Origin of the sequence: Imperialibacter sp., from assembly GCF_040222385.1 — a bacterium.
Classification (GTDB): Bacteria; Bacteroidota; Bacteroidia; order Cytophagales; family Cyclobacteriaceae; genus Imperialibacter.
The window spans coordinates 235,559-248,268 of sequence record NZ_JAVKDF010000023.1 but is presented as its reverse complement, the minus strand read 5'-3'; the positions used below and the strand labels follow the sequence as shown (position 1 = coordinate 248,268).

Genomic DNA, 12,710 nt, shown 5'->3' with positions numbered 1-12,710 from the left:
TTTAGTTTTTTAGCAGAACAAAATTACCGCTTTTTTTGATCACTCTGCCTCCGGCATCCGTTCCTTCCACATAATACCTGTATGTTCCCTGCGGTGCCCGGGCTCCTTTGAATACGCCATTCCACCCTTTGGGTTGCTCAGTTGTGTAAAACACCAGCTCTCCCCATCGATTGTAAATTCTAAAGCTAAAATTAGTCACCTCGGGTCCTTTCACACCAAACTCCTCATTCAGGCCGTCTCCATTAGGGGTGAAGGCTGAGGGCAGATAAAGATCGCTGTGAAAAGCAATGGCCCGCCGATTGCTGGTTGTGACAAAGTCGGCATCAACTCCTAATCCTGCTGCACGAACGGTTACATAGGCAGCATTGCTGTATTCCGAACTAAGCCGCAACTCGTAAAAGGTCGGATCCCACACATCAAAAGTGGTCAACAGCACCATATTGATATCCCATAGATCGACATAATATTGCCGCACACCGTCGGTAAGTGGCAGGTATCGATTCCAGGTCAAGTGGAAGGTATTCGTTTGCTGTTGATCGCTATTGAGAAATACAGGCCGGGTAATCGTGCCCGGAGGGGAAAGGTTATTGCATTCGTCGCTATAACGAATAGTATAAGAATAGCTGTTCTTTAAAAACTGTGGATTGCTAACCAGTTGCTCATTAATGTCGCCTTTGAAGGTAGCTCCTGTGCTAAAATTGCTCCCATCAAAAGCATAAACTGCCTGATAGGTAGTATTGGCATTGGCTTGCTCAGCACTCTCCCAACTAAAAAAAAGATCGTCGCCCTGATAAGTGGAATAGACACCTGTGATGGGTGCTAAGTTTTGCTTTTCGAAGGAGGTTCCACACACCACCTGGCTCAGCGCAAACCCTACCGGGTAGTTGACCCTTACCTGGTAACAGTAGTCGGTGTTGCAAATGAGGGTGGAGTCCGGATACTGCGTTGCCTGGGCATTAGCAGACTGATAATATATGGTATCGTTGCGGTAGATTTCAAAAGACTGAGCTGCCGGGCCGGGAGGAACCCAGTTCAACAGGTTCCGATACTGCTCAAAGCTGGCAGCAAGGCTTACCTGACAAAGTGTATTGGAGTAGTAGTACTCATTGTTGCAGGGATCGTAGGCTGCCAGGCGAAAACAATAGTCGTTTGTCATCGGTAGCAGCTGATCCAACAAAATTTGATTCCCCTGAAAGACTAACTGAATCTCATTAAAAGTGCTGCCATTGTTTTCCGACACCTGCAATACGTAGCTAATACCTGAGTTGAGCGTGGCACTGATCAGCATGGTGCTGTCCTGAAAAGTTTCGATGCTATTCAAGATCGGGTCGGTAAGCTCCCTTCTGGTGTTGATCATTACGTTGGTTTCACCACATCCATCATTGCCGCCGCTGTAGAAGCCCTTTACTCTCACGGGAAAGCTGCCGGCCACTCCATAGTCATGAGGAACGGCGTAGTTACCAGCCAGCACATCCACTGAGTCGACGGCAGTGTAGTAAACCCGGTAAAAATCGTAGGGGCTCGCAGGCACCTTCACACTGGCTGAAAAATTGCGGCAGTTGGCGACCGTTACCTGCGGTGGTTCCGGGGAATTTACTGTTATCTCCAGTGTGTCCGTCTTGGGGTTGATATCCAACCCAATCACCTGAACAATGTTGAAAGTACCGGGTGTATTGAAAGTATGGGTGGCGCTGTTGGTTACCGGAGCGCCGTCTTCATACAAATACTGCCTGGAGATATTTCCGAAGTTATCCAACTCCGATATATTGATTGTAAGCGGAGCGCAACCTATGGGTTTGTCAACAGAAAAGCGGCCGATTTTACTGGTCTTTTGAGCATGTGCGGCTACCGAAAGTGCCAACACCCCCCAACATATCGCAAGCCGAATAAACCGTTTTCTCTGAATCAAAGCCAAGTAATTAACCTGCCTGGTATAGTTACGCAGGCCTTTCGGGTAGTTAAACAACGCAATATAAAACAACGAAATTGCTTCCCTTACCTTAGCTCGCTAATGATTTGATCTATTGTGAATGTTTTTTGCTCTCCCGACTGAAGGTTTTTAAGCCCAAATTCACCCGAGGCGAACTCCGACTCACCGGCCATAAGCAGGTAAGGAATGCCCTTGCTTTCGGCATAAGTAAACTGCTTTTTCAGCTTAGCCGACTCGGGGTAAAGTTCGGCGGCAATGCCACGCTCTCTTAACTTACCGAGAACCGCCAGCGCCTTCATCGCCGAGGCTTCATCAAAATTGGCGATCAGTACTTTTGACGTGCGCACCGATTCGGCAGGAAACAGATTCAGCTCATCGAGCACATCGTAAATACGGTCGATACCGAAAGAGATGCCGACACCAGAAACATTGGGCAAACCGAACATCCCCGTCAGGTCGTCGTAGCGGCCGCCGCCACAAATGCTTCCCATTTGCACAGAAGTTGGCTTCACTTCAAAAATGCAACCTGTGTAGTAGCTAAGCCCTCTGGCCAGTGTTGGGTCGATGGCAAGTTGATCCACCTTTATCCCAAAGCCTTCCACCATAATCATTACCTCTTTCAGCTCTGCAAGACCCTGCATACCCACCTCACTGCCAGCCAATAGCTTTTCAAGGCCCGCAATGATGGTAGCGTTGCTTCCGCTGAGTTGCAAAAATGGCTTTAGTTTTTCGGCTGCATCGTTGCCAAATCCTCTTTCTTTCAGCTCTTCAAATACCTTCTCTTCCCCTATTTTATCCAGCTTATCGATGGCTACGCAAAGCGGGCCCTCCTTTCCCGGAGCACCCATGAGTTCGGCGATGCCGCTTAGTATTTTCCGGCTGTTGAGCTTAATGGAATAGTCGGCCAGGCCAAGCTTTTCAAACACCTCTTTGATCATCAGCACAATTTCCGCTTCGCACAGGAGGCTGTTGGTGCCCACCACGTCGGCATCGCACTGGAAGAACTCCCTGTAGCGGCCTTTCTGCGGGCGATCGGCCCGCCACACCGGCTGAATTTGGTAGCGTTTAAATGGAAAAGTGTGGAGATGTTGGCTCATCACTACATAGCGGGCAAAAGGCACTGTGAGATCGTAGCGAAGGCCTAATTCTGATTGAGCAGGCAACCAGTACTTGTATGCTTTGTCGAGAAGTGAAAGTTTCTCGTCGTCAAGTTGATCCCTTAAGCTTTTATTGCTTCTAATTTTATAAAGCAACTTATCGCCTTCTTCTCCATAAATACCTGTAAGGGTAGACAAACTTTCAATAGCAGGTGTTTCCAAAGGCTGGAAGCCAAATTTCTCAAAGACTGTTCTAATGATGCCGAAAAGGTAATTCCTCCTCGACATTTGAACCGGTCCAAAATCCCTCGTTCCTCTCGCTAAACCTGGTTTTTGTGCAGCCATTACTCCTCTTTTGCGGCAAAACTACGAATTAGTCGATGGAATTACCCTAAAGCTTAGCGATTTATAGCGGCGGGAGTTATGATTTTGAAAGTAAACCACTATATTTGCGCTCCATTTCGAAAAATATTGAACCTCATGGGAGTTACAAGATTAAAACGCAAGGGTCGTAAAAATAGAAACGTATCAGCTTCAAGGCAGTTTTCTATCAAGCATTTGACTGCAACGCCCGTTATAAAAAATGTTGACTTAGAAGAGTTGAAGAAGCAGTTCTCTGCTCCTAAGCCAGCAGCTAAAAAAGAAACACCTGCACCAAAAGCTGAGGCTCCTGCAGTTGAAGCTACCGCACCTGCCACAGAAGCACCAGTAGCTGAAGCACCTGCAAAAGAAGCGAAAAAGCCTGCTGCAAAGAAAGCTGCCGCTCCTAAGAAGGAAGCTGCTCCAAAAGCAAAGGCTGCGAAAAAAGACAAGGACGCTGAGTAAATCACTCGGTTAAGTATATGAAAAAAGCCCTGCTTGCAAAAGCGGGGCTTTTTGTATTTAGTAAGCCTAACGCTACTCTTTTATATATAAATCGCTACACTGCCGGTGGGCCCGCAATAAGTGATTCAGCTATTTTAGTCGCCTTATTCATGAGAAATTTCACGAAGTCGCTTAAGTAGTCGGCTCCAATTTCTTTGGACTGTTCGAGCCAGGGGTTCATGACCACAGAACGTAAGATGAAAAGCCCCTCTTGAGAGTATTCTTCCTTTGTGAAACCAAAACCAGTCAGAACATCCCCGATTGACTGCCAGGAATACTGCTCAAGCCTGAGCTGAGTTCTCGAAACAAAAAAAGCATGATCGTAAGGCATAAGATGGTGCTTGTCGGCCGTTCTCAACGAAAGGGCTTCGTAAATCCTTCTATTGATCGTGTTATTTTCCGTCAACGACGCCCGCTCCAGCAGCACCAGGTAACAGACAACATTGGTATCGGGTTGGGTCAACGGACGGATCGTCAACCGGGAATCCTGAAATACAGCGTCATCAATTAGATGATACAGCCTCTGCGCACCAGCCAATGACTGCCTGATGATTTTCCCATGACCGTTTCTGTGAAGAGGGATGGTTTTGTGTGTCAACCAGGTTGCCAGCGCAGCAGCCCCCGGCTTCGACCCTTCAATGATATATGGGCCAATGGCTTCATCAAGTATTTTGGTGTCAAAATAATTCACATCCGCCTGGTCGTCGTGAATATAAGGTGCCTTTTGCCTGGCATACAGCATACTCCGCTTGTCTTTAAAATTGATGACGCCGGAAGGATATTGGATATAGCCTAGCTTGTGAGGATCGATCGTTACAGAGTCGGCCAGATGTATGAATTCTATGCCTTTATTGTCGAACGCATCCTTGGAAGCAGCAGCTGATTGTTCGGGGTCGTCCACATAGAGCGTCCGCAAATAACCGCCCCAGGCTGCGTCGGCATGAAGCCAGAAGGACTTACATTGCTCCTGTTCATATTTTTTCCTTATTCTTTCGATATCAACCAACGGATCAACGGCGCCTTCCTCGGTGGTACCCAAGATACCGACCACCGCTACGATAGTTTGTGAAGCACTCAGCCCAAGTATCGCTTCTTCAAGTGCTTGGATTGAAATCCTGAAATGGGTGTCGACAGGTATTGATATCACTTGATCTTCGCCAAAGCCGAGCAGGTTGGTAATTTTTTTGATACTATAATGTGCCGCTTCCGACACAAAGATGACTGGCTCCAGCCCAATGTCCCTGTAAAGACCAACCCCTTTTTTGCCTATGTTGAATTTGCTGGATTGAAAAGATTCCTCCAACCACCGATAAGCATCATCCGCCTTGCGCTGAGTTGCCAGCCGCTCTGGAATGCTCAATCGTTCGTTGAGTGTAAGGTTGAGCAAGTTGGCGACTGGCACATCCCTGATATCTTTGCGAGTCCCGTCAGGCAAGTGCACCTGGAAGGCGATGGATTGCTCCCGGCAAAGCCCGGCCACCATCACGGGAATCCACTGCGTTTGCCTGGCCATCCAAAGTGCTTCCATATTAGCAATGGTGCCACCAGAGGTAATGTGCGACCAGCTTTTGTCGGTGTCGTAGCCGAGCATACCAGCAATCATTTTACCCGCCTCTATTTCCAGCCTCACTGTGACGGGCGCCCCCTCATCCGAAACATTGTTGGGATTGTACAGCATGCCCGCAAAATAGCCCATGACGCCTGGCATGCTTGTTTCCGATATCATATGCGCCAGGTAGCGGGGCGAGTAAAAGGGATAGTCAGCCTTCAGCTGATTAAGAGCAAAATCGAGCTCGTTACTTAGTTTATCAAACCACAAGTCGTGCGAGCGTCGCTGGGCCCTGCCCAAAATCAGTGGATCCTCCGGAAAATAGTTTTTCCGCCAGTGGGTGTAGTCCTGAAAAATGTAATTGATTACTTCTTGCCAGACGCCTGCCTGCTCTGACTTTGGCCCCAGGAACCAGGCGCCCATTGGTAGTTCTTCATCTCCCTTCCACATAACTTATGCTTTTCTTTTTTACTATCTAAAGCTAGAAATACACCCTGCCCTACCCTATGACTTTAGTCAGGTTCCATCAACACTTTTGCCATCATTCTTAATAAATTTAAATAAAAGACTTTTTTATCTTTTATTGTTCTACATTTGCCTAACCATTGCCAAATAACTCAAATACTATCTCCCCATGGACAATTCACCCCAGCACAGTTTTCATATCCCTGTCATGGGATTAGCTTACACCATTGATTCCCCGACAAAGGTGGCCAGGTTTGGCATATCTTCTGTGATTTCCATCATTGAGGACAATCTGATTGAGAAAATGAGGAGTTACTACTACTCACAAATAGGTGAAACCTATCACCCTATCACGGATCAGGAAGAAGACTACAGAGCCAGGCGTATTACCGACTACCTTAATCTGGTGAACCGAATTGTGAGCCAGCAGGTGGAAACCCTCAGCAACTCAACTTTTGAGGCGGGGTCAGAGATAAACAAGTACTTTGAAATGCTCCCTGATGGCAACAAGGCCAGGCAGTTATTTCAACAAATGAATGAACTAAAGGATCAGGAGGAAAAGAATCAACTCCAGAACTTTTTAAAAACCCAGATACAGCCAGGGAGCATTGACGTGAACATAATGACTAAGGTCGACAAGGTGAACACCGACTCCTCTGGCAACCCAATAGAAGATGGATCAGATGCACTTGCCGCTCTGAGAGGCTATGTAAACAGTAACCTGACCAACTCCTCGGTGGTGCTGTCGGCTGGTATGAACCCCCGCTTGTTCAACTACATGGAAAAGCTGCATCAATTGGCCGCAAAGGGTTGGGGCGATTTTGAAAAGAAAATAGTCATTAAGGTAAGTGACTACAGATCGGCCCTGATTCAGGGCAAGTACCTTGCCAAGAAGGGCCTCTGGGTTAGCGAGTTCAGGATAGAGTCGGGGCTTAACTGCGGAGGACATGCTTTTGCTACCGACGGCCTCCTGCTGGGGCCAATTCTGGACGAGTTCAAAAACAAAAGAGCAGAATTGCGTACCGAACTATTTGAAATATACAACAGAGCACTGCAGGAAAAAGACCTCCGCACCTATAATGAAGCTCACCCAATAAAAATCACGGTGCAGGGAGGCATAGGCACCTATGAGGAAGATCAGTTTCTCAGAAGGTTTATGGGAATGGACAGCACCGGCTGGGGCACGCCATTTTTACTTGTACCAGAGGCCACCACCGTGGACGACAAGACGTTGCAGTTGCTGGCCAAAGCAGGGCAAGATGACCTCAAACTAAGTAAAAACTCGCCTCTCGGTGTACGCTTTCATTACCTGAAAGGAACCAGTTCGGATGAGGAAAAACTGAATCGAATTAAAAAAGGCCGACCGGGCAGTCCTTGCACTGAAAAATACCTCGTTTCCAATACCGAGTTTACCAAAGAGCCAATTTGTACCGCCTCCTACAAATACCAGAAATTAAAGATAAAACAGTTGCAGGGGATGAAGCTCCCGGAAGATCAATACCAGCAGCAATTGAGCAATGTGCTCGATAAAGAATGTCTGTGCATCGGATTGAGCAATTCAGCGGTTCACAATTACCAACTCAAGCCATTCAAAAACTTAGCCGCAGTTACAATTTGCCCGGGTCCAAACATTGTCAATTTTTCAGCAATAGTGTCTCTTCAAGCTATGGTCGATCACATTTATGGCAGGTCCAATGTGATCTCCAACCCGCAAAGGCACCATATGTTTATCAGGGAACTACAGCTCTATATCGATCACCTGAAAGAATCAATGGAATTCAATAGCGACGAGGTGGGTAGTAAAAAGGACAAATACCTCAAAACATTCCATGACAACTTGCTGGAAGGCATAGCCTTCTACCGGCATATTGTAGTCGACATCGCCCATGGTATCGAAGAACTGAAATATCGGTTTCTAGACTCGCTTGAAAAAGAAGAACACAAACTTCGGTCGTTGTACGAAAACTACGTTAGCCATGCAAATTCTCTTGTGGCTGTGTAAAGCACCATATGAGCCCCTTGCAGAAGACTCAGGGGCGACATAACTTACAGGCATGTTTTCAAAAGCCTGCGAATATGCCGTAAGAGCGGTCATGTACATTGCCATCAAAAGCGCTAAAGGGCTGAAACCGGGCTTCAAAGAAATCGCCAGGGAAATTGACGCCCCGGACCCGTTTGTTGGTAAAATCTTACAACAGCTGGTGAGGGAAGGTATCATATCTTCCAATAAAGGCCCGAATGGCGGGTTTTATCTTCATCCCGAAGGCAAGCCTGTGCCACTGATGGACATAGTGAAGGTAATTGATGGCAAGGAAGTATTCAGCCTTTGCGTGCTTGGGCTGAAAGAATGCTCAGACAAATTCCCTTGCCCTATTCATCACGACGTAAAAGCCTTCCGGGATAAATTGAAGGAAAGCATGCAAAACCAGCACGTTCAGGATCTTGTGAAAAAAATAGAACAAGGCAAAGTGTTTCTTAAAAACCATAGCATTAACAGCTAGAGAAGATTTGCGCAGCGGTGCACCTCGAAGCATTTGCAACCATTTTGCCCCTCTCATGAAACAATCTCTTCTACTTACAAAGGCGAATCTATTGGAACCAGGTGCGCTTTTGAAAAGAACTGGCTCAAGACCTCAAAGACTAACTTTTTCAGGTTCCTAAACTCACCTTTCATCTCCACGAAATAAGCTCAAACAAAAGGTAATTTAATAAAAGACTTTTTAATCTTTTATTAATATATTTGTTGAGCAGACGAAATCCTCAGAGGCTAGTCAGTTGGAAGGCCTTTGTGCAATTCAGTATGGCGCAGCATCTCGGCTTTTGCAGGCATGGGCAGTAGCTGATCAGTATTATCCACCCAGAACAAAGAAAGACATGGAACTAAACCAGGAAATTCTTAGTGACATTATCGTACACATGAAGTATGCACGGTACATTCCGGAGCTCAATCGCAGGGAGCTATGGCCGGAAATCTGCGGTCGCTACGAAGAAATGATGGTGGACAAATACCCTCACATGCGAGAGGAGATTCGGGAAAACATGGCATTTGTGTTACAAAAAAAAGTACTTCCCTCGATGCGGGCCATGCAGTTTGCCGGGGCTCCTATTGTTAAAAATAACAGCCGTATCTACAACTGCGCCTACTTGCCGTTAGATGATATAAGAGCATTTTCAGAAACCATGTTTCTACTGCTGGGCGGAACTGGCGTTGGGTTTTCCGTTCAGCTGCACCACGTCAGTCAATTGCCTGCTGTTCAAAAGCCCGAGCGACGAAGAAGGTTTTTGGTGGGCGACAGCCTGGAGGGCTGGGCCGATTCCATCAAAATGATTATGAAAGCCTATTTTGGGTTTCATAGCGCTCTGCCTGACTTCGATTACTCGGACATACGGCCCAAGGGAGCGAGACTGGTGACCGCCGGCGGCAAAGCACCGGGCCCTGAGCCCCTAAGAGTTTGCCATGCTCATGTTATCTCCGTTCTTGAAAGAAAGCAGAACGGTGAAAAACTGTCATCACTGGAGTGCCACGACATCATGTGCCATATTGCCAATGCTGTACTTTCGGGTGGTATTCGCAGGTCAGCTATGATATCTCTTTTTTCGCCGCAAGATGATGAAATGCTGAGCTGTAAGTTTGGCAACTGGTGGGAGCTTAATGAGCAAAGAGGCCGAGCCAACAACTCCGTGGTGCTCACCAGAGACAGCACTACCAAAGAGTCTTTTATCAAGCTTTGGAAGAAAATAGAGCTATCGGGGTCTGGTGAACCTGGTTTCTATTTTACCAATCACCCTGGGTGGGGAACCAACCCTTGCTGCGAAATTGCTTTGCGGCCCTTTCAGTTCTGCAACCTCTGCGAAATTAACGTTTCGGATGTAGAAACGCAGGAAGACTTGAATGCCAGGGCCAGAGCGGCTGGTTTTCTGGGCACACTTCAGGCAGGGTTTACCGACTTCCATTACCTGAGGGAAGAATGGATTAAAACGACGGAAGAGGATGCCCTTATCGGCGTAGGAATGACGGGAATAGCCAGCGGGAGAGTTTTCCAAATGGATTTGAAGGAAGCAGCTGATGAAGTGAAGCATGTCAACATGGAGGTATCGGCGAAGATAGGGATAAACTTTGCCGCCAGGTGCACTACCATAAAACCCTCCGGCACCAGTTCGCTGGTATTGGGCACCTCTTCCGGCATCCATGCCTGGCACAACGATTTCTACCTGAGAAGGGTAAGAATAGGCAAGAATGAAGCATTGTACCAATACTTGAAGGACAATCACCCTGAATTGCTGGAGGACGATCTGCTCAACGAAAAACAAGGGATCATTTGTATCCCTCAGAAGGCGCCCGAAGGCAGCATTACCCGAAGCGAGAGCGCTATGGACTTACTGGAAAGAATAAGGGCTTTCAATACCGAGTGGGTAAGAAACGGATACCGCCTCGGCAACAACGCCAACAATGTGTCAGCGACTGTGTCGATCAAACATGACGAGTGGGAAAAAGTCGGGCAATGGATGTGGGAGAACAAAGCTTCGTACAACGGACTGAGTGTGCTTCCTTTTGACAGCGGGAACTATCAACAGCCTCCGTTTGAAGATATCACCAGGGAAGAATTCAATGAGCTGGAGATAAGTTTGCGCAGCATCGACCTTTCAAAGGTAGTGGAAGCTGAAGATGAAACCGACCTGCAAGCGGAGGCAGCATGCGCCGGTGGAGCCTGTGCCATCGTTTAGCCCCTCTTCCCCAGCTCAATCAACTGAAGGTTCTTAACCCCTTCTGGCGTAAGATCAAACCGCATGATAGTGCGCATTTTGTGAAAACCCTGCATGCCTGCTGCACCCGGGTTGATGTGGATCAGAGGAAGCCTTGCTTTGTCGGTAAGCACTTTTACAATATGAGAGTGGCCACAAATGAAAAGATACGGTTTGATAGTATCCAGCTGCTTCAATACCCTTCGATTGTACCTGGGAGGATAGCCGCCTATATGCGTAATCCAGATCGTTTTGCCTTCTCTTTCGAACACTTGATCTTCGGGGTAAGAGTGTCTTAGGTCAGCGCCGTCGATGTTCCCATGTACGGCCACGACCGGTTTGAAGGCCACCAGTTTATTCATGACTTCCTTGTCGCCAATGTCGCCAGCATGCCATATTTCATCGCATCCGGCGAAATACTCAAACACTCTTTCGTCCAGATAACCATGCGTGTCTGAGATCAGTCCTATTTTAGTCATTCCCTAGCTTCAAATTCACTATTATTGACTGCAACTAACAAAAGGAACGATCATGAAACAAGTACTGCTCGTCATTGGACTACTCACATTTTCTTTAACTACAAACGCTCAGAAAATTATTCAGGAAAAGTTGGACGAATTAGCACTTGGCTATGGCAAGCAGAGCTTCAACACACTGAATGAACTATTGAGCATTCCCAACGACGCTCATTACCCCGCCAATATTGAGCAGAATGTCCAATGGTGTGAAAAGGCATTTGCTGAGCGGGGCTTTACGACCAAAAGGCTGGAGACGTCAACCGTTCCCCTGCTTTTGGCTGAAAGAAAAGTGAAAAAGGCCACAAAAACAGTTCTGATCTATCTTCAGCTGGATGGCCAGCCGGTCGACTCTTCAAAATGGTTTCAAAAAAGTCCCTGGATTCCCGTATTAAAGAAGCCGGACGGCAAAGGTGGTTTTACGGAAATCGATTGGAGCAACCTCAACAGTTCGTTTGATCCGGAATGGCGAATTTTTGCCCGCTCCACCAGCGACTCCAAAGGAGCGGCCATGGCCTACCTCACCTCACTTGATGTGATGGAAGAGCTGAAAGCGGAACCTAACTTCAACATCAAGGTGATCATGGACTTTGAAGAAGAGCTCGGCTCGCCGAGGCTGCCCGGTGCGGTAGTTACTTATAAGGAAGACCTACAGTCAGACATGCTCATTATTTTTGATGGCCCACGCCATGTAAGCAACGAGCCTACGCTGACCTTTGGTGCCAGAGGCATAGCGACGATAACCCTTCATACATTTGGGCCCAGAGTAGCACAGCACAGCGGACATTATGGCAATTACGCTCCTAACCCAGCCTTAAATATGGCTCAGCTATTGGCTAGCATGAAAGATGCAGACGGCCGTGTGATTATTCCCGGATTCTATGATGGTGTGTCTTTCGACGAGAAAACGAAGGCCATTATGGCAAGTGTACCTGATGATGAAGCTTTTATCAAAAAGAAAATTGGGATTGCTGACATCGACAAAGTAGGCACAAACTACCAGGAGTCGATACAATACCCTTCCCTGAACATCAGGGGGATGTCGTCTGGCTGGGTGGGAAAAGAAGTGCGCACCATTGTGCCGCCAACCGCTACAGGCGAAATCGACGTGAGGCTGGTCATGGAAAGCGACCCGGAAAGGTTGATTGGGCTGATAAAAGAGCACATCAAAAACCAGGGCTACTACGTAATTGACAACCGTGAGCCGACAGAAGAAGAAAGAATGTCGAAGTCGAAAATAGTTTCATTTGACTACGAAGTAAGCTACAAAGCTTTTCGCACCGATTATGACACAGAAGTGGGGCAATGGCTGGTGAAAGCCATGACAAAGGCGTTTGGATCACCGCCCATTATGATAAGAACAGGCGGTGGATCTATTCCGATATCTCCGTTTGTTACAACGCTCGACATCCCTGCCGTGCTGGTGCCCACGGTGAACCCCGACAACAACCAGCATAGTCCCAATGAAAACATCAGGCTGGGCAACTATATCGATGCGATAAAGACATTTACTGCTATTATGACGGAGAAGCTTTAGTGCCCTCATA

Annotated in this window: 9 protein-coding genes; 5 read left to right on the top strand and 4 right to left on the bottom strand. The window is 47.3% G+C overall.

Going from position 1 to position 12,710, the window contains the following annotated elements; all coding sequences use genetic code 11:
• Position 1: 1 nt before the first annotated feature.
• Together RIG68_RS11390 and hisS are read right to left on the bottom strand one after the other, a co-directional pair.
• Positions 2 to 1,909, bottom strand: a complete 1,908-nt coding sequence (locus tag RIG68_RS11390; protein ID WP_350122187.1) for a T9SS type B sorting domain-containing protein — start codon at positions 1,907 to 1,909, stop codon at positions 2 to 4.
• 86 nt (positions 1,910 to 1,995) lie between these two features.
• On the bottom strand, positions 1,996 to 3,372 hold the full coding sequence (hisS, locus tag RIG68_RS11385; protein WP_350122185.1) for a histidine--tRNA ligase: 1,377 nt from the start codon (positions 3,370 to 3,372) through the stop codon (positions 1,996 to 1,998).
• 78 nt (positions 3,373 to 3,450) lie between these two features.
• Here hisS and RIG68_RS11380 point away from each other — a divergent pair, with 78 nt between their 5' ends.
• A complete protein-coding gene (locus tag RIG68_RS11380; protein ID WP_350122183.1) occupies positions 3,451 to 3,852 on the top strand; it encodes a hypothetical protein in 402 nt (133 codons plus the stop codon).
• A 94-nt stretch (positions 3,853 to 3,946) separates the two neighbouring features.
• On the opposite strand, the gene RIG68_RS11375 is transcribed toward RIG68_RS11380, so the two are convergent.
• Entirely contained in the window at positions 3,947 to 5,890 is a 1,944-nt protein-coding gene (locus RIG68_RS11375) for a pyridoxal phosphate-dependent decarboxylase family protein (protein WP_350122181.1), read from the bottom strand.
• Positions 5,891 to 6,074: 184 nt separating this feature from the next.
• On the opposite strand from RIG68_RS11375, the gene RIG68_RS11370 reads away from it, so the two are divergent.
• From RIG68_RS11370 to RIG68_RS11360, 3 genes are all read left to right on the top strand, one after another.
• The gene (locus RIG68_RS11370) at positions 6,075 to 7,907 is read left to right on the top strand and encodes a hypothetical protein (protein WP_350122179.1); all 1,833 of its coding nucleotides are present in this window, start codon (positions 6,075 to 6,077) and stop codon (positions 7,905 to 7,907) included.
• A 52-nt stretch (positions 7,908 to 7,959) separates the two neighbouring features.
• Complete coding sequence (locus RIG68_RS11365; RefSeq protein WP_350122177.1) at positions 7,960 to 8,406, top strand: RrF2 family transcriptional regulator; 447 nt, start codon at positions 7,960 to 7,962, stop codon at positions 8,404 to 8,406.
• 373 nt (positions 8,407 to 8,779) lie between these two features.
• Positions 8,780 to 10,630, top strand: coding sequence for a glycyl radical enzyme family protein (locus tag RIG68_RS11360; protein WP_350122175.1), 1,851 nt, complete (start codon positions 8,780 to 8,782; stop codon positions 10,628 to 10,630).
• Here the strand turns inward: RIG68_RS11360 and RIG68_RS11355 are convergent.
• Positions 10,627 to 11,127 carry a metallophosphoesterase family protein gene (locus tag RIG68_RS11355; RefSeq protein ID WP_350122173.1) on the bottom strand — a complete coding sequence of 167 codons (501 nt, stop codon included), beginning with the start codon at positions 11,125 to 11,127 and terminating at the stop codon, positions 10,627 to 10,629. The two genes, RIG68_RS11360 and RIG68_RS11355, sit on opposite strands and share 4 nt — an antisense overlap.
• Positions 11,128 to 11,179: 52 nt before the next feature.
• Between RIG68_RS11355 and RIG68_RS11350 the strand changes: the two genes are divergently transcribed.
• Positions 11,180 to 12,700, top strand: a complete 1,521-nt coding sequence (locus RIG68_RS11350) for a M20/M25/M40 family metallo-hydrolase (RefSeq protein ID WP_350122171.1) — start codon at positions 11,180 to 11,182, stop codon at positions 12,698 to 12,700.
• Positions 12,701 to 12,710: the final 10 nt, after the last annotated feature.